The sequence below is a fragment of the Citrobacter amalonaticus genome (assembly GCF_018323885.1).
Classification (GTDB): Bacteria; Pseudomonadota; Gammaproteobacteria; order Enterobacterales; family Enterobacteriaceae; genus Citrobacter_A; species Citrobacter_A amalonaticus.
In genome coordinates this window covers 979813-1004143 of record NZ_AP024585.1, presented here as the reverse complement: position 1 = coordinate 1004143, position 24331 = coordinate 979813, and the positions used below count along the sequence as shown (strand labels likewise).

General features: G+C 53.8%; 19 protein-coding genes and 1 pseudogene. 10 read left to right on the top strand and 10 right to left on the bottom strand.

Going from position 1 to position 24331, the window contains the following annotated elements; genetic code table 11:
* Positions 1–32 precede the first annotated feature (32 nt).
* The 4 genes from lpdA to pdhR form a co-directional block, all read right to left on the bottom strand.
* A complete protein-coding gene (gene lpdA, locus KI228_RS04815) occupies positions 33–1460 on the bottom strand; it encodes a dihydrolipoyl dehydrogenase (protein ID WP_042997911.1) in 1428 nt (475 codons plus the stop codon).
* A gap of 199 nt (positions 1461–1659) precedes the next feature.
* The gene (aceF, locus tag KI228_RS04810) at positions 1660–3555 is read right to left on the bottom strand and encodes a pyruvate dehydrogenase complex dihydrolipoyllysine-residue acetyltransferase (protein WP_061070520.1); all 1896 of its coding nucleotides are present in this window, start codon (positions 3553–3555) and stop codon (positions 1660–1662) included.
* Positions 3556–3569: 14 nt separating this feature from the next.
* Complete coding sequence (aceE, locus tag KI228_RS04805) at positions 3570–6233, bottom strand: pyruvate dehydrogenase (acetyl-transferring), homodimeric type (protein WP_042997913.1); 2664 nt, start codon at positions 6231–6233, stop codon at positions 3570–3572.
* 288 nt (positions 6234–6521) lie between these two features.
* Positions 6522–7286, bottom strand: coding sequence for a pyruvate dehydrogenase complex transcriptional repressor PdhR (gene pdhR, locus KI228_RS04800; protein ID WP_042997914.1), 765 nt, complete (start codon positions 7284–7286; stop codon positions 6522–6524).
* Between the two features lie 589 nt (positions 7287–7875).
* Here pdhR and aroP point away from each other — a divergent pair.
* The 3 genes and pseudogenes from aroP to KI228_RS04785 all read left to right on the top strand — a co-directional run bounded on the left by aroP (position 7876) and on the right by KI228_RS04785 (position 11763).
* Positions 7876–9249, top strand: a complete 1374-nt coding sequence (gene aroP, locus KI228_RS04795) for an aromatic amino acid transporter AroP (RefSeq protein WP_086512694.1) — start codon at positions 7876–7878, stop codon at positions 9247–9249.
* Positions 9250–9407: 158 nt separating this feature from the next.
* A pseudogene (locus tag KI228_RS04790) lies at positions 9408–10813 on the top strand (glycoside-pentoside-hexuronide (GPH):cation symporter).
* Entirely contained in the window at positions 10813–11763 is a 951-nt protein-coding gene (locus KI228_RS04785) for a glycoside hydrolase family 43 protein (protein ID WP_042997917.1), read from the top strand. Before KI228_RS04790 ends, KI228_RS04785 begins: the two are co-directional and overlap by 1 nt.
* Positions 11764–11810: 47 nt before the next feature.
* On the opposite strand, the gene ampE is transcribed toward KI228_RS04785, so the two are convergent.
* Together ampE and ampD are read right to left on the bottom strand one after the other, a co-directional pair.
* The gene (ampE, locus tag KI228_RS04780; RefSeq protein WP_044255451.1) at positions 11811–12665 is read right to left on the bottom strand and encodes a beta-lactamase regulator AmpE; all 855 of its coding nucleotides are present in this window, start codon (positions 12663–12665) and stop codon (positions 11811–11813) included.
* The gene (gene ampD / locus KI228_RS04775; protein ID WP_044267415.1) at positions 12662–13225 is read right to left on the bottom strand and encodes a 1,6-anhydro-N-acetylmuramyl-L-alanine amidase AmpD; all 564 of its coding nucleotides are present in this window, start codon (positions 13223–13225) and stop codon (positions 12662–12664) included. The genes ampE and ampD overlap by 4 nt, the downstream gene beginning before the upstream one ends.
* 87 nt (positions 13226–13312) lie before the next feature.
* Between ampD and nadC the strand changes: the two genes are divergently transcribed.
* The 4 genes from nadC to hofC all read left to right on the top strand — a co-directional run bounded on the left by nadC (position 13313) and on the right by hofC (position 17441).
* On the top strand, positions 13313–14212 hold the full coding sequence (gene nadC / locus KI228_RS04770) for a carboxylating nicotinate-nucleotide diphosphorylase (RefSeq protein WP_044326651.1): 900 nt from the start codon (positions 13313–13315) through the stop codon (positions 14210–14212).
* A gap of 204 nt (positions 14213–14416) precedes the next feature.
* Positions 14417–14854: a prepilin peptidase-dependent pilin gene (ppdD, locus tag KI228_RS04765; protein ID WP_042997921.1), complete on the top strand. Its 438-nt coding sequence runs from the start codon at positions 14417–14419 to the stop codon at positions 14852–14854.
* Between the two features lie 9 nt (positions 14855–14863).
* Entirely contained in the window at positions 14864–16249 is a 1386-nt protein-coding gene (gene gspE, locus KI228_RS04760) for a type II secretion system protein GspE (protein WP_061070521.1), read from the top strand.
* Entirely contained in the window at positions 16239–17441 is a 1203-nt protein-coding gene (hofC, locus tag KI228_RS04755; protein ID WP_061070522.1) for a protein transport protein HofC, read from the top strand. Before gspE ends, hofC begins: the two co-directional genes overlap by 11 nt.
* Positions 17442–17497: 56 nt before the next feature.
* On the opposite strand, the gene KI228_RS04750 is transcribed toward hofC, so the two are convergent.
* Positions 17498–18541 (bottom strand): GMP reductase, encoded by a 1044-nt coding sequence (locus KI228_RS04750; protein ID WP_042997924.1) that lies wholly within the window; start codon positions 18539–18541, stop codon positions 17498–17500.
* A 225-nt stretch (positions 18542–18766) separates the two neighbouring features.
* Between KI228_RS04750 and coaE the strand changes: the two genes are divergently transcribed.
* The 3 genes from coaE to yacG are packed head-to-tail and all read left to right on the top strand — an operon-like array spanning position 18767 to position 20334.
* Positions 18767–19387, top strand: coding sequence for a dephospho-CoA kinase (gene coaE / locus KI228_RS04745; protein WP_044255456.1), 621 nt, complete (start codon positions 18767–18769; stop codon positions 19385–19387).
* Positions 19387–20130 carry a cell division protein ZapD gene (gene zapD, locus KI228_RS04740; protein WP_042997926.1) on the top strand — a complete coding sequence of 248 codons (744 nt, stop codon included), beginning with the start codon at positions 19387–19389 and terminating at the stop codon, positions 20128–20130. Before coaE ends, zapD begins: the two co-directional genes overlap by 1 nt.
* A gap of 9 nt (positions 20131–20139) precedes the next feature.
* Positions 20140–20334: a DNA gyrase inhibitor YacG gene (yacG, locus tag KI228_RS04735; protein ID WP_042997927.1), complete on the top strand. Its 195-nt coding sequence runs from the start codon at positions 20140–20142 to the stop codon at positions 20332–20334.
* Positions 20335–20403: 69 nt separating this feature from the next.
* Here the strand turns inward: yacG and mutT are convergent, their stop codons facing one another.
* The 3 genes from mutT to secM form a co-directional block, all read right to left on the bottom strand.
* Positions 20404–20796 carry an 8-oxo-dGTP diphosphatase MutT gene (gene mutT, locus KI228_RS04730; RefSeq protein WP_044255459.1) on the bottom strand — a complete coding sequence of 131 codons (393 nt, stop codon included), beginning with the start codon at positions 20794–20796 and terminating at the stop codon, positions 20404–20406.
* A 63-nt stretch (positions 20797–20859) separates the two neighbouring features.
* A complete protein-coding gene (gene secA / locus KI228_RS04725; protein ID WP_042997929.1) occupies positions 20860–23565 on the bottom strand; it encodes a preprotein translocase subunit SecA in 2706 nt (901 codons plus the stop codon).
* 63 nt (positions 23566–23628) lie between these two features.
* The gene (gene secM, locus KI228_RS04720; protein ID WP_042997930.1) at positions 23629–24135 is read right to left on the bottom strand and encodes a secA translation cis-regulator SecM; all 507 of its coding nucleotides are present in this window, start codon (positions 24133–24135) and stop codon (positions 23629–23631) included.
* Positions 24136–24331: the final 196 nt, after the last annotated feature.

The window sequence follows — 24331 nt, the reverse complement described above, 5'->3', positions numbered from 1 at the left end:
ACGCCGCTTTTTCGTTACCGGAAGGCTGAAGATTATTTCTTCTTCTTCGCTTTTGCGTTCGGCAGGTCAGTGATGCTACCTTCGAACACTTCTGCCGCCAGGCCCACGGACTCGTGCAGAGTCGGGTGCGCGTGGATGGTCAGCGCGATGTCTTCCGCGTCACAGCCCATTTCGATTGCCAGACCGATCTCACCCAGCAGCTCGCCGCCGTTGGTACCGACAATCGCACCACCGATGACGCGGTGAGTTTCTTTGTCGAAAATCAGTTTAGTCATACCGTCTGCGCAGTCGGAAGCGATAGCACGGCCAGAAGCAGCCCACGGGAAGGTGGCGGTTTCGTAGCTGATGCCTTTCTCTTTCGCTTCTTTCTCGGTCAGACCTACCCATGCCACTTCTGGTTCAGTGTAGGCAATGGATGGGATCACTTTCGGATCGAAGTAATGCTTCATGCCGGCGATAACTTCAGCGGCAACGTGACCTTCGTGAACCCCTTTGTGCGCCAGCATCGGCTGACCGACGATATCGCCGATAGCAAAGATGTGCGGCACGTTGGTGCGCAGCTGTTTGTCAACGCGGATGAAGCCACGATCGTCCACTTCCACGCCTGCTTTGCCAGCGTCGAGGTTTTTACCGTTCGGCACACGACCGATTGCCACCAGCACGGCGTCATAACGCTGCGCTTCAGCAGGGGCTTTTTTGCCTTCCATGGAAACGTAAATACCGTCTTCTTTTGCTTCAACGGCAGTCACTTTGGTTTCCAGCATCAGGTTGAATTTCTTGCTGATGCGTTTGGTGAAGACTTTAACGATATCTTTGTCCGCCGCCGGGATAACCTGGTCGAACATTTCAACCACGTCAATCTCTGAACCCAGCGCGTGGTACACAGTACCCATTTCCAGACCGATGATACCGCCACCCATGACCAGCAGACGCTTCGGTACGGATTTCAGTTCCAGGGCGTCGGTGGAATCCCACACGCGCGGATCTTCATGAGGAATGAACGGCAACTGGATCGGACGGGAACCCGCCGCGATGATCGCGTTGTCGAAGTTGATCACGGTTTTACCGTTCTCACCTTCCACTTCCAGGGTGTTCGCCCCGGTGAATTTACCCAGACCGGTAACCACTTTCACTTTACGGCCTTTCGCCATGCCAGCCAGACCGCCGGTCAGCTGAGTGATTACTTTTTCTTTCCAGGTACGAATCTTGTCGATATCGGTTTTCGGCTCGCCGAAGACGATACCGTGTTCTGCCAGCGCTTTGGCCTCTTCGATAACTTTGGCTACGTGCAGCAGTGCTTTAGAAGGGATACAGCCGACGTTCAGACAAACACCACCGAGGGTGCTGTAACGTTCAACGATTACGGTTTCCAGACCTAAATCAGCGCAACGGAAGGCTGCAGAGTAACCTGCGGGGCCTGCCCCAAGTACCACGACCTGAGTTTTGATTTCAGTACTCATCATGACCTCTTAATTTATTTCCGGCGATCCCTGGTCTTGTCGCCCATCGTCCACCGGGTCGTTCTATCCGTCCGTATTTTACAAAATTGTTAACAATTTTGAAACAACAAAACGGCAACGATTTATCTTTAGCACTAATAACCCCAAAACCATCATGAGATTACCAGAAAAAAGCCGGCCGTCGGGCCGGCTTTTTTGCTTACATCACCAGGCGGCGAATGTCAGACAGCATATTGTTAATGATGGTAATGAAACGCGCACCATCAGCACCGTCAATCACGCGGTGGTCGAAGGACAGAGAGATCGGCATCATCAGACGCGGTACGAACTCTTTACCATTCCACACTGGCTCCATCGCGGACTTGGAGACACCAAGGATCGCGACTTCAGGCGCGTTCACAATCGGTGCAAAGTGGGTCGTACCCAGGCCGCCGATGCTGGAGATGGTGAAGCAACCGCCCTGCATTTCGCCAGCCGTCAGCTTACCGTCACGCGCTTTCTTAGAGATAGCCGTCAGTTCACGAGACAGCTCGGTCACGCTCTTCTTGTTCACGTCTTTAAAGACCGGAACCACCAGACCATTCGGGGTATCTACCGCCACACCGATGTTGATGTATTTCTTCAGCGTCAGGCGCTGGCCGTCTTCGGACAAGGAGCTGTTGAAGCGTGGCATCTGTTCCAGAGCCGCAGCAACCGCTTTCATGATGAAGACCACTGGGGTGAATTTCACGTCCAGTTTGCGCTTCTCAGCCTCAGCGTTCTGCTGTTTACGGAACGCTTCCAGGTCGGTGATATCGGTTTTGTCGAAGTGGGTAACGTGCGGGATCATCACCCAGTTACGGCTCAGGTTAGCACCAGAAATTTTCTGGATGCGGCCCAGTTCCACTTCTTCGATTTCACCAAACTTGCTGAAGTCGACTTTCGGCCATGGCAGCATGCCCGGGATACCACCACCTGCTGCGGCTGCCGGAGCGGCTTCCGCACGCTTGATAGCGTCTTTCACGTAAGTCTGAACGTCTTCGCGCAGGATACGACCTTTACGGCCTGTGCCCTTCACTTTCGCCAGGTTCACGCCGAACTCGCGCGCCAGACGGCGAATCAGTGGGGTCGCATGAACGTAAGCATCGTTCTCAGCAAACTCAGATTTGCCTTCGGCTTTTGCGGCCGGAGCAGCGGCAGCTGGCGCAGGTGCAGATGCAGCAGCTGGAGCCGGTGCGGCAGCCTGCTGTGGCGCGGCAGCAGCAGGTGCTGCGCCTTCCACTTCGAAGACCATAATCAGAGAGCCGGTTTTCACTTTATCGCCGGTGCTGATCTTGATTTCTTTAACGGTACCCGCGAACGGCGCCGGCACTTCCATAGAAGCTTTGTCGCCTTCAACGGTGATCAGTGATTGCTCAGCGGCCACTTTATCGCCCACTTTCACCATCACTTCGGTCACTTCAACTTCGTCACCGCCGATATCCGGTACGTTAACGTCTTTCGCGCCAGTGGCTGCTGGTGCAGCAGCCGGGGCCGGAGCAGCGGCCTGTGCAGGCGCGGCAGCAGGTGCAGCACCCGCCACTTCGAAGACCATGATCAGGGAGCCGGTAGACACTTTGTCGCCGGTGTTGATTTTGATCTCTTTCACGGTACCCGCAAACGGCGCCGGCACTTCCATAGAAGCTTTGTCGCCTTCTACGGTGATCAGGGACTGTTCAGCGGCAACGGTATCGCCCACTTTGACCATGATCTCAGTCACTTCAACTTCGTCACCGCCGATGTCGGGTACATGGACGTCTTTCGCTGCTGCAGCTGCAGGTGCTGCTGCCGGAGCGGCTTCTTTCTTCTCTTCTGCCGGAGCAGGTGCAGCGGCTGCTGCACCGTCAGCGGAATCGAAAATCATGATCAATTTGCCAGTCTCTGTTTTGTCGCCAACAGAGACTTTGATCTCTTTGACAACGCCAGCCTGTGGAGACGGAACTTCCATAGAGGCTTTATCGCCTTCTACGGTGATCAGCGACTGTTCGGCTTCTACCTTGTCGCCTACTTTGACCAGGATCTCGGTGATTTCAACTTCATCTGCCCCGATGTCCGGTACTTTGATTTCGATAGCCATTATTCTTTTACCTCTTACGCCAGACGCGGGTTAACTTTTTCTGCATCGATGTTGAATTTGGTAATTGCATCCGCAACCACTTTCTTATCGATTTCGCCACGTTTAGCCAGTTCGCCCAGTGCCGCGACTACCACGTAGGAAGCATCCACTTCGAAGTGGTGACGCAGGTTTTCACGGCTGTCAGAGCGACCGAAACCGTCGGTACCCAGTACGCGATAATCATCAGCCGGTACATAAGTACGAACCTGTTCGGCAAACAGTTTCATATAGTCAGTTGATGCTACAGCCGGCGCGTCGTTCATCACCTGAGCGATGTACGGAACGCGCGGGGTTTCCAGTGGGTGCAGCATGTTCCAGCGTTCACAGTCCTGACCATCACGTGCCAGTTCGGTGAAGGAGGTGACGCTGTACACGTCAGAACCCACGCCGTAGTCTTTCGCCAGGATCTCTGCCGCTTCACGAACGTGACGCAGGATAGAACCGGAGCCCAGCAGCTGAACTTTACCTTTGCTACCTTCCAGGGTTTCGAGTTTGTAGATACCTTTACGGATACCTTCCTCAGCACCTTCCGGCATGGCTGGCATGTGGTAGTTTTCGTTCAGCGTGGTGATGTAGTAGTAAACGTTCTCTTGTTTTTCACCGTACATACGCTCCAGACCATCGTGCATGATGACTGCAACTTCGTAGGCGTAAGACGGATCGTAAGAGATACAGTTCGGGATAGTCAGAGACTGAATATGGCTGTGACCATCTTCGTGCTGCAGACCTTCACCGTTCAGCGTTGTACGACCAGACGTCCCGCCAATCAGGAAGCCACGCGCCTGTTGGTCACCTGCTGCCCAGCACAGGTCGCCGATACGCTGGAAACCGAACATGGAGTAGTAGATGTAGAACGGAATCATCGGCAGATCGTTGGTGCTATAGGAAGTCGCCGCGGCCAGCCAGGAAGACCCTGCGCCCAGCTCGTTGATCCCTTCCTGCAGAATCTGACCTTTCTCGTCTTCTTTGTAGTACGCAACCTGCTCACGGTCCTGCGGGGTGTACTGCTGGCCGTTCGGGCTGTAAATACCAATCTGACGGAACAGACCTTCCATACCGAAAGTACGCGCTTCGTCGGCGATGATCGGAACCAGACGATCTTTGATCGATTTGTTCTTCAGCATCACGTTCAGGGCACGAACGAAAGCGATGGTCGTAGAGATTTCTTTGTTCTGCTCTTCCAGCAGCGCGCCGAAGTCTTCCAGGGTCGGCAGTTCCAGCTTCTCAGTGAAGTTCGGCTGACGGCTCGGCAGGTAGCCGTGCAGCGCCTGGCGGCGTTCGTGCAGATATTTGTGCTCTTCAGAACCTTCCGGGAAGGTAATGTAAGACAGTTTTTCAACCTGCTCGTCAGTAACCGGAACATTGAAACGGTCGCGAATGTAGCGCACGCCATCCATGTTCATTTTCTTCACCTGGTGAGCGATGTTTTTACCTTCGGCGGTGTCACCCATGCCATAACCTTTGATGGTATGGGCCAGGATGACGGTGGCTTTGCCTTTGGTTTCCTGCGCTTTTTTCAGTGCAGCGTAGACTTTCTTCGGATCGTGACCACCACGGTTCAGCGCCCAGATCTGCTCATCAGTCCAGTCGGCAACCAGTGCTGCGGTTTCCGGATATTTACCGAAGAAGTGCTCACGAACGTATGCGCCATCTTTGGATTTGAAGGTCTGGTAGTCGCCGTCAACGGTTTCGTTCATCAGTTGGATCAGTTTACCGCTGGTGTCTTTACGCAGCAGCTCATCCCAACGACCGCCCCACATCACTTTGATTACGTTCCAGCCAGCACCTTCGAAGATACCTTCCAGCTCGTTAACGATTTTGCCGTTACCGGTGACCGGGCCGTCCAGACGCTGCAGGTTACAGTTGATGACGAAGACCAGGTTATCCAGTTTTTCACGGGTCGCAATGGTGATAGCACCCTTGGATTCCGGCTCGTCCATCTCACCGTCGCCAAGGAAAGCGTAAACGGTTTGTTTAGAGGTGTCTTTCAGGCCACGGTGTTCCAGATATTTCAGGAACTTAGCCTGATAGATCGCACCGATTGGGCCCAGACCCATAGAAACGGTCGGGAACTGCCAGAATTCTGGCATCAGTTTCGGGTGCGGGTAGGAAGACAGGCCATTGCCATGAACTTCCTGACGGAAATTGTCCATCTGCTCTTCAGTCAGACGGCCTTCCAGGAATGCACGTGCGTAAATGCCCGGGGAGATGTGGCCCTGGAAGTACACCAGGTCGCCGCCATCCTGCTCATTGCGGGCACGGAAGAAGTGGTTGAAGCACACATCGTACACGGTCGCAGAAGACTGGAAGGATGCCATGTGGCCGCCCAGCTCGAGGTCTTTTTTAGACGCACGCAGCACGGTCATGATGGCGTTCCAACGGATAGCAGATCGAATACGACGCTCCAGCTCCAGATTGCCCGGATATTCCGGCTCATCTTCAACGGCAATAGTGTTGATGTAATTGCTTGCCCCTGTACCTGCCGCTACTTTCACGCCGCCTTTGCGGGCTTCAGAAAGAAGCTGGTCAATCAGATACTGAGCGCGCTCAACACCTTCTTCACGGATGACCGATTCGATCGCCTGTAGCCAGTCGCGAGTTTCGATCGGATCCACGTCATTTGGGAAACGTTCTGACATGGGGGTATTCCTTATCTATCTAATACGTTGAGTTATCTGGAACCTGTCCCATTGCGCTCTTTGTTCTTCATTCTTCAGGTTGTCTCTTTGTTGGCTGCGCTTCCTTGCGCCAGTCACATAGTTCACTATGCTCCTGGCGACTCGCGCGCTTGCCGCCGCGATACAAGCCGAATTATTTTGAACAACTAAAAGTGCAATAAGACAGGTTCTGCGTTTAGTTGCCGCGCCTTTCATTCATTAGCGCTTGATTTACAACATCTTCTGGCTAACGAGCTACCAGAAAAATCACTAATTCTTTCGCTGCTCCAGACGACGTAAGGCGCGTTCACGACGGCTCTCCTCACGGCTGCGGTCGAGCAGAATCTCTTCGATAAACGCCAGATGGCGATGTGATGCTTCACGCGCCTCTTCTGGCTTACCGGCAATAATCGCTTCGAAAATACGGGTGCGGTGACCACTCACCAGCGGAAGCATCTCGCGACGCGAATAGAGCAACTCGAAGTTCTGACGTACGTTCTGGGCCAGCATGGGCTCCATACACCTTAGCAGATGAAGTAACACCACATTGTGCGCAGCTTCGGTGACAGCAATTTGATACTGGAGGACCGCATCGGACTCGGCATCGCGGTCACCCGACTCTTGCGCCAGTTCAATGGCATGATGCAATTCACGAATACGTGTTTTGTCTTCATCCGTACTGCGCAACGCTGCGTAGTATGCAGCAATGCCTTCCAGCGCATGGCGCGTCTCAAGCAGGTCAAACTGGGATTCAGGATGGTCGGAGAGCAGTTCTACCAGTGGATCGCTAAAGCTCTGCCACAGGCTACTCTGAACAAAAGTGCCGCCGCCCTGGCGACGAAGCAGCAATCCCTTCGCTTCGAGACGTTGAATCGCCTCACGCAAGGAGGGACGGGAGACGTCGAACTGTTTCGCCAGTTCGCGTTCCGGTGGGAGTTTTTCGCCCGGGCGTAGTGTGCCCTCAAGAATCAAAAACTCCAGCTGTTGCTCAATCACATCGGATAATTTTGGTTGGCGGATTTTGCTGTAGGCCATGATGTCCTGTCTTAAGCCATTTGCCCGAAGTCAATTGGTCTTACCAATTTCATATCTGTGACGCTAAAGTAACAAAGTATTCACCTTATGTCCATACAGGTTTTGATTGAAATCAGTAAAGCAGGCACATTTTAACAACATCACAGAAATATCGTTTCAAACATGTAACTATGCACAAATGTTAAATTTACCACCCGCGAGGTAGTTTTAACCTTATTGAAACGAAGAAAAATCCTGGTTGAACCGATTCAGATGCATTTTTATGCATATTTTATGTATAGGTAATCACTTTATATCTTACAGAAGTGTTATCAGGGAATAAGAGGCGGGATAGACAACTGCTCTCTTTTTATTCAACTCGTCATCATCCATTCACAAAGCAGGTGCATTCCCTGCCACATACCATTATTCTGTTCCGGACAAAAGAGTTTCGGCGACATTTTAAAATTCATTGCTGTAAACATAATAATACAACAGACGGAATTGCAAACTTACACGCATCTCTGCGTAGGACAAATAATAATTACTCAAATTGCCCGGTCGCCGTCACGCGGCCGGGTACTGAAGGGTAAACCACTCACGAGGTTTCATGATGGACAGTCAGCAGCACGGCGAGCAGCTAAAGCGCGGCCTTAAGAACCGCCATATCCAGCTTATCGCGCTGGGCGGCGCGATAGGAACAGGCCTGTTCCTGGGAAGCGCCTCCGTAATTCAGTCCGCTGGCCCCGGTATTATTCTGGGTTATGCGATAGCCGGTTTTATTGCCTTCCTTATTATGCGCCAGTTGGGTGAAATGGTGGTTGAGGAGCCGGTCGCCGGTTCATTCAGTCACTTTGCCTACAAGTACTGGGGGAGTTTTGCGGGATTTGCATCGGGCTGGAACTATTGGGTGCTGTATGTGCTGGTTGCAATGGCGGAATTGACCGCCGTCGGCAAGTACATTCAGTTCTGGTGGCCGGAGATCCCCACCTGGGTTTCGGCAGCCGTTTTCTTTATTGCGATCAACGCCATCAACCTGACCAACGTAAAAGTGTTCGGTGAGATGGAGTTCTGGTTTGCGATCATCAAAGTCATCGCCGTGGTCGCGATGATCCTGTTCGGCGGCTGGCTGCTATTCAGCGGCAATGGCGGCCCGCAGGCAACCGTGCGTAACCTGTGGGAACAGGGCGGCTTCCTGCCTCATGGTATGACCGGGCTGGTAATGATGATGGCGATCATCATGTTCTCTTTCGGCGGGCTCGAGCTGGTCGGTATCACCGCAGCCGAAGCCGATAACCCGGAGCAGAGCATTCCCAAAGCCACCAACCAGGTAATCTATCGTATTCTGATTTTCTATGTGGGTTCACTGGCCGTTCTGCTTTCCCTGCTGCCGTGGACGCGTGTCACCGCTGACACCAGCCCGTTTGTCCTAATCTTCCACGAGCTGGGCGATACCTTCGTGGCGAACGCGCTGAATATCGTGGTTCTGACGGCGGCACTGTCGGTATACAACAGTTGCGTTTACTGTAACAGCCGCATGCTGTTTGGTCTGGCGCAACAGGGTAACGCCCCGAAAATCCTGCTCACTATCGACAAACGCGGCGTGCCGGTGAATACCATCATCGTTTCGGCGCTGGTGACGGCGCTGTGCGTACTGATCAACTACATGGCGCCAGAATCCGCCTTCGGCCTGCTGATGGCGCTGGTGGTCTCCGCACTGGTGATCAACTGGGCGATGATCAGTCTGGCGCACATCAAATTCCGCCGCGCGAAGCAGCAACAGGGAGTGAAAACCCGCTTCCCGGCGCTGTTCTACCCGCTGGGTAACTGGGTCTGTCTGGCCTTCATGGCGGCGGTGCTGGTAATTATGCTGATGACGCCGGGTATGGCGATTTCGGTTTACCTGATCCCGGTATGGCTGGTTGTTCTTGGCATCGGTTATCTGTGCAAACAGAAATCCGCGAAGACGGCGAAAGCCCATTAATTCCTTGAACCCTCACCCGTCGTGGGTGAGGGTTGTTACCTGCCTCACACTTTCTCCCCAACAGCCATTTCGTCCATATCAGCGGCGCTATCCTGCAACGCAATTAAAGGCTTACAGACGAATAATTCTTTCCATCACCTTGATGGGGAGACATCTCAATGGATACAGGTAAGCTGTCGGTAAGAGAAAAGATTGGTTATGGCATGGGCGATGCCGGATGCAACATCATCTTTGGCGCTATCATGCTGTTTGTTAACTATTTTTATACGGATGTTTTTGGTCTCGCCCCGGCTCTGGTAGGGGTGTTATTACTGTCAGTACGCGTTATCGACGCCGTTACTGACCCCATTATGGGCGCTATTGCTGACCGAACCCAAAGCAAATATGGCCGTTTTCGTCCATGGTTATTGTGGATTGCCTTCCCTTACGCGCTGTTCAGCATTCTGATGTTCACCACCCCGGAGTGGACTTATAGCAGCAAGGTTATCTATGGTTTGTCACATACTTCCTGCTGTCGATTACTTATACGGCGATCAACATTCCTTATTGCTCATTGGGCGGCGTGATCACCAACGATCCGAAAGAACGCGTGGCCTGCCAGTCTTACCGCTTTGTACTGGTCGGTATCGCGACGTTGCTGCTGTCGCTCACTCTACTGCCAATGGTCGACTGGTTTGGCGGCGACAACAAAGCGAAGGGCTATCAACTGGCGATGACCGTGCTGGCCATTATCGGCATGTGTATGTTCCTGTTCTGCTTTGCCACCGTTCGTGAACGTGTGCGCCCTGCCGTTCCCACGCACGATGACATGAAAAACGACTTCAAAGACGTGTGGAAGAACGATCAGTGGGTACGCATACTGCTGCTGACGCTGTGCAACGTCTGTCCGGGCTTTATCCGTATGGCGGCAACCATGTACTACGTCACCTGGGTTATGGGACAAAGCACCCATTTCGCCACGATCTTTATCAGTCTCGGCGTGGTCGGCATGATGATCGGTAGCGTGTTGGCGAAAGTGCTGACCGACCGCTGGTGCAAGCTAAAGGTTTTCTTCTGGACCAACATCGCGCTGGCCCTTTTCTCCTGCGCGTTTTACTTCTTCGATCCCAAAGCCACGATGATGATTGTCGTGCTCTACTTCCTGCTTAACATTTTGCACCAAATCCCGTCGCCGCTGCACTGGTCGCTGATGGCAGACGTTGACGACTACGGCGAATGGAAAACCGGCAAGCGCATTACCGGCATAAGCTTTTCCGGCAACCTGTTCTTCCTGAAACTCGGTCTGGCGATTGCCGGGGCGATGGTTGGCTTTCTGCTCTCGTGGTACGGCTACGATGCCGGGGCGAAAGCGCAAAGCGACTCCGCGATCAACGGCATCATGCTGCTCTTTACCGTGATTCCGGGAGTCGGCTATCTGATTACCGCCGGCGTAGTACGTCTGTTGAAAGTCGACCGCGAACTGATGAAACAGATTCAGGACGATCTGGAAAAACGCCGCGCTAACTACCGCGAACTCAATGATTATCAGGAACTGAAAGCCACTGAAACCGTAAGGAAAGCCTGATGCAAAACTGGCCTAACCCGTTTATTGAACAACGCGCCGATCCGTTTATCCTGCGCGACGGCAGCGACTATTACTTTATTGCCTCAGTGCCAGAGTACGACCGACTGGAAATCCGGCGGGCGGATTCGCTGGAAGGATTACGTACAGCGTCACCCGTTGTCGTCTGGCGCAAACCCGAACACGGCCCGATGAGCGAGCTGATCTGGGCACCGGAAATTCATCACCTCGATGGTAGATGGGTCATCTACTTTGCCGCCGCGCATACTCAGGCGCTCGACAAACTGGGCATGTTTCAGCATCGGATGTACGCGCTGGAGTGTACAGATCCCGATCCGCTCACCGGCAACTGGGTCGAAAAGGGTCAGGTGAAAACACCGTTTGATACCTTTGCACTCGATGCCACAACATTCCACCATCAGGGAAAACAGTGGTATCTGTGGGCGCAAAAATCCCCAGATATCGCCGGTAACTCCAACATTTATCTGGCGGAGTTGGAAAATCCCTGGACGATTAAAGGCCAGCCGGTGATGCTCAGCAAACCGGAGTACGACTGGGAGTGTCGGGGTTTTTGGGTCAACGAAGGTCCGGCAGTATTAACCCACGGTGACAGGCTGTTTATCAGCTACTCCGCCAGCGCCACGGATGAAAATTACTGCATGGGACTGTTATGGATTGATATTCACGCCGATCCGCTGAATCCGGCAAACTGGCATAAATCCCCGCGGCCGGTGTTTACCACCAGCAATGAAAATCGCCAGTATGGACCCGGGCACAACAGCTTTACCCAAACGCCGGAAGGCGATGACGTGCTGGTGTATCACGCGCGTAACTACACCGAAATTGAAGGCGATCCGCTCTACGATCCCAATCGGCATACCCGTCTGAAGCTGATTCACTGGGATGACCACGGAATGCCAGACTTCGGCATCCCGCCCGCAGATACGCTTTAACATCATTGCCCGGTAACACGCAACTTACCGGGCGTCCTGCCAGGACGTTAAATCAACGTGCCATAAATGGTGAGCACGGCAATCACCACCACTAAGGCAAACGACGTTTTCTTCGCCATGGAAACGGCCGCTTTTGGCGTTTCAACCTTATCGGTATGCGACTCACGCGCCAGCGAGAACTGCGCCAGGCGTGTTAACACCTGATATTGCGAAGTACGCAGATCCGCCAGAGAGGCAAACCACGCGGGCAACGCTTTTTCTCCATGACCGATCAGGGCATACACCACGCCCGCCAGACGCACCGGGATCCAGTCGAGAACATGAAGAATGGCATCGATGCCGGACTGTAAGCGCTCATGCGGCGTCTGGTAACGCGCCAGCCAGGACTGCCACGAACGCAGGAAGGCATAGCCCACCAGCAGTACCGGTCCACATGGACCACCGACGATCAGCCAGAACAGCGGTGCGATATAGAAACGGAAGTTAATCCACAGCAGCGCATTTTGCAGTTCACGCAAAAACTCACGCTCATTGCAATCCGGTGGAACGCCATGAATCAACGTCAGTTCGCTGGCCATCGCCGTTCGGGCATGCGCATCATCGCGCGACGCCGCGTTAAGGTAAGCGTGATAGTGCATCCGCACTTTGCCCGCGCCAATGCACAGCAACCCAATCAGGATCCACGCCACAATCGTTGGCACATTAAACAGCAGTCCATCGAGCGCTCGCAGCAACAGGAATGTGACCACCATTGCGATGATCATCATCCCGAGCGTACGCGCCATTGAGAAGCGTTTGACCCGGCGAAAAAAAGTTTCTAAACGGTGATCGAACTGCCAGTGTTCGCCCAGCTTAAACAGGCGCTCGACAAGCAGCACCAGTAATGTCGTAAATAGCGTCATGTCATCTCCTTATCTGACGAGGCGGTGACCAGGGCGCGAAACTTTGCCCAGTCAAAAGCCGGACCGGGATCGGTCTTACGCTCAGGCGCAATATCACAGTGTCCGGTTATGTTTTCGGCAACGGCCGGGTAAATCTTTATTAATGCACGCGTGATGGCAGCCAGTTGTTGGTACTGGACATCGGTGTAGGCCAGCGTATCGGTCCCTTCCAGCTCAATACCAATCGAAAAATCATTGCAGCGTTCACGTCCATAATAATTCGACACGCCGGCATGCCATGCACGCTTATCAAAAGGAACATACTGAACGATTTCGCCATCACGGCGAATCAGACAATGAGCGGAAACGCGAAGATGCGCGATTTCGGCAAAAAAGGGATGGGCATTGGGATCAATTGTTCCAGTGAATAGTGCGTCAATCCACGGACCGCCAAACTCGCCGGGCGGCAGGCTGATATTGTGCACCACCAGTAACGAAGGGACTTCATCATCCGGGCGGCAATCGTGGTGCGGAGAAGGAACGCGTCGCGCTTCCGCCAGCCAGCCCTTGTCTAACAACATGCTGAATCTCCTTTTGAGTGGTGCTTATAGCCGCTTCAGAGTAGCATGTTTCTACCTTATGATTCGTTAGCAATTTGGAGTTTTATCATGCCGCCTCGCCGCTATAACCCTGACTACCGACGTGACGCGCTGTTGGAACGCATTAACCTGGATATCCCAAACGTTGTCGCCCAGGCGCTGCGCGAAGATTTAGGCGGTGAAGTGGATGCCAGCAACGATATTACGGCTCAACTTTTACCGGAGAACAGCCGTTCTCATGCCACGGTCATCACCCGTGAAGACGGCGTTTTTTGTGGCAAACGCTGGGTTGAAGAGGTCTTTATTCAACTGGCTGGCGACGATGTCAGCATCACCTGGCACGTCGAAGACGGCGACAGCATCAAGGCGAACCAACCGCTGTTTGAGCTGGACGGTCCCTCGCGCGTGTTACTGACCGGCGAGCGTACCGCGCTGAACTTCGTGCAGACCCTGTCAGGTGTCGCCAGCGAAGTGCGTAAGTACGTTGATATCCTGGAGGGCACAAAGACCCAACTGCTGGATACGCGTAAAACCCTGCCTGGGCTGCGTACCGCGCTGAAATATGCCGTACTCTGCGGTGGCGGCGCGAATCATCGCCTGGGGCTTTCGGATGCCTTCCTAATCAAAGAGAACCACATTATTGCGTCTGGTTCCGTGCGTCAGGCGGTGGAGAAAGCCTTCTGGCTGCATCCGGATGTGCCTGTAGAAGTCGAAGTTGAAAACCTCGATGAACTGGACGACGCGCTGAAAGCCGGTGCCGACATCATCATGCTGGATAACTTTGAAACGGAACAGATGCGTGAGGCGGTAAAACGGACCAACGGCCAGGCGCGCCTGGAAGTTTCCGGCAACGTGACCAACGAAACGCTGCGGGAATTTGCCGAAACTGGCGTCGATTTTATCTCCGTGGGTGCGCTAACCAAGCATCTCCGGGCGCTGGACCTGTCCATGCGCTTCGCTAACGCGTAATCATTATAGGGCCTGATAGCGCTGCTTATCGGGCCTGTTTATTCCTTTCAATCACTAAAATCCTCGTCGAGCCTCGCAATCTCATTGCTTGCGACTGCAAACCGATAACATTCCTCTGAACCCGCCTTCCTGATTCATTTTTTGCTGCTCGCCTGGCGTGCCGGCGTTTGCCAAAGTGACGTCCACTCACTCAAGGAGCGAACAATGGATAAACAACGCGGATTTACCCTTATTGAACTGATGGTGGTGATCGGCATTATTGCCATCCTCAGCGCCATCGGCATTCCGGCCTATCAGAACTATCTGCGCAAAGCGGCGCTAACGGATATGCTGCAAACCTTTGTCCCCTACCGCACTGCCGTCGAACTCTGCGCCCTGGAGCATGGTGGTACAGACACCTGCGACGCAAGCGTCAACGGGATTCCCTCTCCCACAACAACGCGCTATGTCTCAGGAATGAGCGTCGAAAATGGGGTGGTTTCGCTTACTGGCCAGGAAAGTCTGAACGGGCTTAGCGTCATCATGACCCCTGGGTGGGACAAAGCAGAAGGCATTACGGGCTGGACGCGTAACTGCAACATCCAGAATGACAGCGCGTTAAAACAGGCCTGCGAAGACGTCTTTCGCTTCGATAGCCATTAAGGAAGCGCCATGAACACGACGCAACTCAGCGCGCTGTGCCAGCGCTACCAGGGGATATTACTTGATGCCAATAACGATGTGGTACACATTGCCGTCGAAGATGCCCCTTCTCAAGAACTGCTGGACGCCCTACATTTTGCCACGACTCGCCGCATTGAGATTGCCTGCTGGACGCGCCAGCAAATGGAGCAACACCAGCATCACGCCTCACCCGCGCTGCCGTCCGTGGTGCCTGAGAGCAGCGTCAGCGCGGCGGTTTTACTGGATAACACATTACAAAGCGCGCTGGCGAAACGGGCCTCAGATATCCACATAGAACCTGCAGAGCATCACGTCCGTCTCCGCTTACGCGTGGACGGCGTGCTACATAGCTTACCCAATATCGCCAAAGAGACCGGTATCGCCCTGACAGCACGTTTGAAAGTGTTAAGCCATCTGGATATCGCGGAACACCGCTTGCCGCAGGACGGGCAATTTACCATTGAGTTGAACGGCGCTGCCGTCTCGTTTCGTATCGCCACCCTTCCCTGTCGTTATGGCGAAAAGGTAGTGCTACGGTTGCTGCATCAGGTAAATCAGGCACTGGATGCCTGCACGCTGGGTATGCACGACACGCAACTCTCTGCCTTCCTCCACGCCCTGCAACAACCTCAGGGGCTGATCCTCGTCACTGGCCCCACGGGTAGCGGTAAAACGGTAACGCTTTATAGCGCGCTGCAAACGCGAAACGCACCGGAGGTGAATCTGTGCAGTGTTGAGGATCCGGTGGAGATTCCCCTCGACGGTATCAATCAGACGCAGATCCATCCCCGTGCCGGGCTGACCTTTCAGGGCGTATTGCGGGCACTGCTACGCCAGGATCCGGATGTCATCATGGTAGGTGAGATCCGCGACGGCGAAACCGCAGAAATTGCTATTAAGGCCGCACAGACCGGGCATCTGGTGCTTTCCACGCTGCATACCAACTCAACCTGCGAAGCGCTGGTACGCTTACAGCAGATGGGGGTGGCGCGCTGGATGCTCTCTTCCGCGTTAACCTTAGTGGTCGCGCAACGGCTGGTCAGAAAACTGTGTCCGCACTGTCGACGGCTGAGTGACGATCCCCTTCGCTTACCGCCCGCATGGTACCCAACGCCGCTACCCCGCTGGCAGGCGGTTGGCTGCGAACACTGCTATCACGGCTTCTATGGTCGTGCGGCGTTGTTTGAATTACTTGCGATCACCGCTGAACTGCGTCATCAGATTGCCAACGACGCCTCAGCCGCAACGCTGGAAGCCCATGCAAAACAGGCAGGAATGAGCACGCTCTTTGAAAGCGGATGCCGCGCCGTCGATCAAGGGCTGACGACGTTTGAGGAACTGGTGCGCATTCTGGGTATGCCAGATGATCACTAAAAAGCTGTGGTACTGGCAGGGAATGAATCACGATGGCCTGCCCGGAGAGGGAACCCGTTGGGCGGAAAACCGACTCGTGTTGATGCAGGAACTTGAACAGCATCAGATAATACCTTTGCGCGTGAAATCCTTACGCGTAAAGCGTGCGCTCTGGCGCCATGACAAATCCACGGAAGTGATTCACCAGCTCGCTACGCTGCTAAAAGCGGGGCTAACGTTGTCTGAAGGGCTGGAATTGCTTGCCGGACAGCAACCAAGCAAGCAGTGGCAAGCCCTGTTAGGGAGCCTTGCAAACGAACTGGAACACGGTACACCGCTCTCCAGCGCGCTGGAGCAGTGGCCTGACGTGTTTCCACCGCTGTATCAGGCGATGATACGCACCGGAGAGTTAACCGGGAAACTGGATGAATGCTGCTTTGAACTCGCCCGGCAGCAGAAGGCGCAAAAACAGTTAACCGATAAGGTCAAAAAAGCACTGCGCTACCCCATCATTATTTTAACGATGGCGGTCATGGTGGTGGTGGCGATGCTCCACTTTGTCCTGCCTGAATTTGCCGCCATTTACCGGACCTTTAACACGCCGCTACCTGCTCTCACTCAGGGGATCATCGCGTTTGCCGACTGGAGTCATCGCTGGAGTGGGCTGATTGTCCTGATGCTCGTCATGCTAATTGCAACCAACAGCCTGCTGAGCCGAAAGCCCGGCTGGCAAATGCTGCGCCAGAGAGGATTACTCCGCATGCCCGTGATGGGCCAGTTGATAAGGGGTCAGAAGCTCACACAAATTTTTACCATCCTCGCGCTAACGCAGACGGCGGGGATCGCATTTTTACCCGCGCTTGAGAGCGTGAAAGAGACGATTCAGTGCCCTTACTGGGCACTGCGCCTGGCCCAGGTACAGCACGATATCAGTACCGGCGTGCCCGTCTGGCAGGCACTCAAAAATGCGGAAGAATTTAGCCCATTATGTCTGCAACTGGTCAGGACCGGAGAAGCCTCTGGCTCGCTGGATATCATGTTGCGCAGCCTTGCCCGTCATCATGATGAACATACTCAGGCGATGGCTGACAACCTGGCGGCACTACTGGAACCCGCGCTGCTGGTGATTACAGGGCTTATCATCGGCACACTGGTCGTGGCGATGTATTTACCGATTTTCCATCTGGGCGATGCGATGAGTGGCGTGGGATAACGAAGGAAGTCGACAGCAGAACTGGCGCTCAATGCAGCGCCAGTTCCTGAGGAGGGTTACAGGCTATTGAAAACGCGGTTTTCTTGTTCCTGAACCCGGATAAACGTCGTACGTTTGGTCAGCTCTTTCAAACGAGAGGCACCGACGTAGGTACAGGCTGAACGCAGGCCGCCGAGAATATCACGCGCGGTGTTCTCCACCGGGCCACGCAGCGGCAGCTTGACGGTTTTCCCTTCCGCAGCGCGATACTGCGCAACGCCGCCGACATGACGGGTCATGGCGGATTCAGAGCTCATGCCGTAGAACAGCATGAATTTTTCGCCGTTTTCTTCAACGATTTTACCGCCACTCTCTTCGTGACCGGCCAGCATACCGCCAAGCATCACGAAATCAGCGCCGCCACCGAATGCTTTCGCCACATCACCAGGCATGGTACAACCACCATCGCTGACAATCATCCCACCCAGACCGTGCGCCGCATCAGCACACTCGATCACCGCAGACAGTTGCGGATAACCAACACCGGTTTTCACACGCGTAGTGCAGACAGAGCCCGGACCAATACCGACTTTAACGATATCCGCGCCAGACAGAACCAGTTCCTCACACATTTCGCCCGTGACCACATTACCGGCGCAGATGGTTTTGGTCGGCCAGGCTTCACGCGCTTTCGACACGAACTGAACAAAGTGTTCGGAGTAGCCATTGGCAACATCGATGCAGACAAAGTTCAGTGCCGGATCCAACGCCAGAATCTGTTTGGTCTTCTCGAAATCCGCATCGGACGTACCGGTAGAGACCATGACGTGCTTGAGTACATCGGCTGATGCCGAGCTCACAAAAGCCGTCCAGTCTTCAACGGTGTAATGCTTATGAACGGCGGTCAGCACATCGAAAGAGGCAAGAGCCGTTGCCATCGCAAATGTCCCGACGGTATCCATGTTGGCAGCAATAATAGGTACGCCGGACCAGGTCTGACCTGAATGTTTAAAGGTGAATTGACGTTCCAGCTCAACATCGGAACGACTTTTAAGGGTAGAACGCTTAGGGCGGATAAGAACGTCTTTAAAACCTAACTTCAGATCTTCTTCAATACGCATGTGCGGATTCCTGGGGTTAAGGGCTATTAGTATGAGAGCGCAACTCCAGTGACGCTATCATACGCACTAATCAATGCCGCGCAAGACTGCGAAATTCTCTTTTTTTACGCTACAATCCCATAAATTTACCTGGCGAATAGCGGGCACGCCCAGAGTCATCATCGCCAGTGTACGTTCAACTTTCAACCAATTGATTATCATAATGAATTCCCGGGAACCGAGCTTATGAGGTATACAGTAGCCTTAACTGGCGGCATTGGCAGTGGTAAAAGCACCGTTGCGAATGCCTTTGCTGACCTCGGAATTCAGATAATTGACGCCGATATTATTGCCCGCCAGGTGGTCGAACCGGGCAAGCCTGCGCTGGATGCGATTGCGGCGCATTTTGGCCCTGAACTGATTGCCGCAGACGGCACGCTGCATCGTCGACTGCTTCGCGAACGGATTTTTGCTGATCCGCAGGAGAAGGCCTGGCTCGGTGCCTTGCTTCATCCGCTCATCCAGCAGGAGACCCAACGTCAGTTGCAACAGGCGACGTCTGCATATGTGCTGTGGGTGGTGCCATTACTGGTTGAAAACGGCCTTTATCGCCAGGCCAATCGCGTGCTCGTGGTGGATGTCACCCCCGAGACGCAGCTTGCCCGGACCATGCAGCGCGATGACGTTACGCGCGCACACGTTGAACAGATTCTCGCTGCTCAGGCGACGCGTGAAGCACGCCTTGCCGTGGCAGACGATGTTATTGATAATAATGGCGCACCAGATTCCATCATGTCGGATGTCGCCCGCCTGCACGCACGTTATCTCCAGCTTGCGTCGCAGTTTGTCTCACAGGAAAAACCGTAATGCACACCCAGGTCCTTTTTGAACACCCTCTCAATGAGAAGATGCGCACGTGGTTGCGCATTGAGTTTTTGGTTCAACAACTCTCTGCACGCTTACCGATTGCAGAGAGTTCAGATGCTCTGCATTTCTTTCGCAATGCCGGAGATTTGTTGGACGTATTCGAACGTGGTGAAGTGCGTACAGAATTACTGAAAGAGCTTGAGCGCCAGCAGCGTAAACTTCAGGCATGGACAGAAGTCCCGGGCGTCGACCAGAGCCGTATTGATGCTCTGCGCCAGCAGTTAAAAACGGCCGGCAGTATTTTGATTTCCGCGCCGCGCATGGGACAATTTTTACGTGAGGATCGGCTGATTGCCCTGGTCCGCCAGCGTCTGAGTATTCCCGGCGGTTGTTGCAGCTTTGATTTACCGACGCTGCATATCTGGCTGCATATGCCACAGGCACAGCGCGATGCGCAGGTCGATAGCTGGCTTGCCAGCCTGCACCCGCTGACTCAGGCGCTGACTCTGATCCTTGATTTAATTCGTAACTCGGCACCGTTTCGTAAACAAACCAGCCTGAACGGCTTTTATCAGGACAACGGGGAAGACGCAGACTTACTGCGCCTGCAGTTGCCGTTGGGTTTACAGCTTTATCCGCAAATTTCCGGCCACAAGAGCCGTTTTGCGATCCGTTTTATGCCGCTCGATAGCGACAATGGCGTGGTGCCTGAGCGCCTCGATTTCGAACTGGCCTGCTGTTAAGGAGTTAAGATGTCTGAGACGATCACCGTAAATTGCCCCACCTGTGGCAAAACGGTTGTATGGGGTGAAGTCAGTCCATTCCGTCCGTTTTGTTCCAAACGTTGTCAGTTGATCGATTTAGGTGAATGGGCCGCTGAAGAGAAACGCATTGCCAGCAGCAGCGATCTTTCCGACAGCGACGACTGGAGCGAAACGAAAGAGTAAACAGAGTCGGTCTGGGGGATCATACGCCCCCACCGCGCGTTACCGGATGTCGGCGTCGCCTCATCCGGCCTACAGGTTTTGTTTTAACTTCGCAATCACGGGCGCATTCGCCGGAGGGAAATCCTCCGCCTGCAACATCCCGGCGGCAATCCATTTTCCAGGCTGCCCCTCTTTTCCCCACGGTTCACCTTTCCAGCTTTCCACCAGCCAGAACCACAGCGTGATATGCCTGTCCGGAAACTGATACTCCAGCTTCTCGAAAAGCGTGGCACCTACCGGCGTAATGCCCACCTCTTCCTGTAGCTCGCGGCTCAGCGCCTGCTCCGGCGTCTCTCCCGCCTCAATCTTTCCGCCTGGAAATTCCAGTTTATTCGCCATATGCGCGTCGGCCGCACGCTGGGTGATAAAGATTTCGTTATACGGATTACGAATAATCCCGACCGCGATGTTCAGTTTTTTCATATTGTCGTACCCATAAAAAAGGCGCAGTTTCCTGCGCCTTCAGACATCGTTATTATGCAGATCTTAGCTCAGACGGCCGTGGCACTGTTTGTATTTTTTACCAGAACCACACGGGCACGGATCGTTACGACCTACTTTACGCTCGCCCGTTTGTGCCGCCAGATCGGCCGCCGCAGCGCTGTCGTCGTCCTGATGGCTGAGCTGTTGCATCTGCGCTAAACGCTCCGCCTCTTCACGACGCTGCTGCTCCATGGCTTCAACTTCTTCCGGCATGCGAACCTGAACTTTGCTCAGCGTACTGATCACTTCGTATTTCAGTGATTCCAGCATAGAGGCAAACATCGAGAAGGATTCGCGCTTATATTCCTGCTTCGGATCTTTCTGCGCATAGCCACGCAGATGTATGCCCTGACGCAGGTAATCCATCGCCGCCAGGTGCTCTTTCCACAGGGAATCAAGCGTTTGCAGCATGACGCCTTTTTCGAAGTGACGCATCATCTCTGCGCCAACCACTTCTTCTTTGCGCTGATACACGTCGATGGCCTGCGCCAGAATACGCTCACGCAGTGTCTCTTCATGCAGTTCTGGTTCTTTATCCAGCCATTCTGCGATCGGCATCTCCAGATCGAAGTCATTTTTCAGGCGTTCCTGCAGACCCGGGATATCCCACATTTCTTCCAGAGACTGCGGCGGAATGTAAGCATCAATCGTGGCTTTGAACACGTCTTCACGAATGCTGTTGATAGTTTCACTAACGTCGCTTACATCCAACAGTTCGTTACGCTGGGTATAGATCGCACGACGCTGATCGTTGGCAACATCATCGTATTCCAGCAGTTGCTTACGAATATCGAAGTTGCGGCTTTCCACTTTACGCTGCGCGTTAGCAATCGCTTTGGTGACCCACGGGTGCTCAATGGCCTCGCCCGGTTTCATCCCCAGTTTACGCATCATGCCGGACACGCGGTCAGAGGCAAAAATACGCATCAACGCATCTTCCATTGACAGGTAGAAACGCGAAGAACCCGCATCACCCTGACGACCGGAACGACCACGCAACTGGTTATCGATACGGCGAGATTCATGACGCTCAGTACCGATGATGTGCAGACCACCGGACGCCAGCACCGCTTCGTGGCGAACCTGCCAGTCGGCTTTAATCTGTGCAATCTGTTCTGGCGTTGGGTTTTCCAGCGCGGCCACTTCAGCCTGCCAGCTACCGCCCAGCACAATATCGGTACCACGACCAGCCATGTTGGTGGCGATGGTTACCGCCGCCGGATAGCCCGCCTGCGCGACGATGGCCGCTTCGTTGGCGTGGAATTTTGCGTTCAGAACGTTGTGCTTGATGCCCGCTTTGGTCAGTTCGTTAGAAACCACTTCGGATTTCTCAATGGAGATAGTCCCCACCAGTACCGGCTGACCATTGGCGGTACGCTCTTTAATATCTTCAATAATGGCCTGAATTTTTTCCGCTTCGGTCATGTAGACCAGATCCGGCATATCTTTACGGATCATCGGACGGTTGGTCGGCACCACTACGGTATCCAGTTTATAGATTGAGCTAAATTCGAACGCTTCGGTATCTGCCGTACCGGTCATACCGGCCAGTTTTTCATACAGACGGAAGTAGTTCTGGAAGGTGATCGAGGCCAGCGTCTGGTTCTCGTTCTGGATATCCACGCCCTCTTTCGCTTCAACAGCCTGGTGCAGACCATCAGACCAGCGACGGCCCTGCATAGTACGACCGGTATGTTCGTCAACGATGATGACTTCGCCGTCTTTTACGATGTAGTCAACGTCGCGGGTGAACAGCGCGTGCGCGCGCAGCGCTGCGGTCACGTGGTGCATCAGCATAATGTTGCCCGGAGAGTACAGAGACTCGCCTTCATCCATGATGCCTTCTTTCACCAGCAGTTCTTCAATCAGTACCAGACCACGTTCAGTCAGGTTAACCTGGCGCGCTTTTTCATCCACAGAGAAGTGACCTTCACCCTGGAAGCTGTCAGAATCTTCTTTTTCCTGACGAATCAGGTGCGGGATGATTTTGTTCACTTTCTTGTACATTTCCGAGCTGTCTTCAGCCGGGCCGGAAATGATCAGCGGCGTACGCGCCTCATCGATGAGGATGGAGTCGACCTCATCCACCAGCGCATAGTGCAGTTTACGCTGTACGCGTTCTTCAGGGCTGAACGCCATGTTGTCACGCAGGTAGTCAAAGCCATATTCGTTATTGGTGCCATAAGTAATGTCGGCGGCGTAGGCTTCGCGCTTGGCTGGCGCAGGCATACCCGGCAGGTTGATCCCGACGGTCATACCGAGGAATTCGAACAGCGGACGGTTGTTTTCGGCGTCACGCTGCGCCAGATAGTCGTTCACGGTAACCACGTGAACACCTTTGCCGCTTAGTGCGTTCAGGTAAGCTGGCAGCGTTGCAGTCAGGGTTTTACCTTCACCGGTACGCATTTCCGCGATGCAGCGATCGTTAAGGACCATCCCACCGAGCAACTGAACGTCGAAGTGACGCATGCCGAAAACGCGCTTACTGGCTTCACGTACGACAGCAAACGCTTCCGGGATCAGACTCTCCACGCTTTCGCCTTTTTCCAGACGCGCACGGAATTCACCGGTTTTCGCTTTCAGTTCGTCATCGGAGAGTTTTTCCATCTCCGGTTCCATGGCATTGATCACTGCAACCGCTTTACGCATACGACGTAACGTACGATCGTTACGGCTACCGAATACTTTCGTTAATAATTTGATTAGCATATTGAAATCTCAAACGCCCCGCAATGTGGGGTCATAATAATGTATTGAAGTTTATTGGGTTTTTTAGCTGAGGCGTTGAGGGCCGGCACGGATCCCCTGCGCCTGGCTGATCCAGGCGGGAACGGTGAATACGGCCTGAGGCGTAAAATGGGCATACGTTACGCGCGACACACTTGCCGGAGGCGTACCTTCCTGCGTCAGCATCGCGCTGAGCGTGTTCAGTAAGGCTAAATGGTGTGCCTGAAGCGGTAACGGTTCTTCAGCAACGGGCAGCGCCTGCGGTGCCATTGCGAAGGAAAGATGACGGATGACCGTACGAATAGCATGCTGATGCCAGTAATCGACGGTGAAATTGGGGCGACGATTGCTCGCTTCCAGCAGCGCCAGTTGGCTGAAATTAACTCTAACGCGCTGTTCATGGCTACTGGCTGTCGCCTTTGCCGGCGTTGTTGGCTCAACGGTATTTCCGAGCGCGGGCAAGCCAAAACTCGCCGCGACCATCCCAAATAAGAGATGCGGCCAGAAGTAGCGTCTACCTAACTGTCGCCAGCGCGTCAGTATTCCACTCACGTTATTGCCATCCCAATCGTGTTATTCAAAACGTTTTTTGCGCACAAATCTTATCATTAATGCGCAGGCACTACAGCAGTATTGATGAGAAGTTACAGGCAAAAGTGCTTAAGAAAGCAGCGTTCGCACGGCATCGCGATTCAGTACGCGAAAGAACACAACCGAAAGGCACTTTTGCCAACAGGCAGGGAAGAAA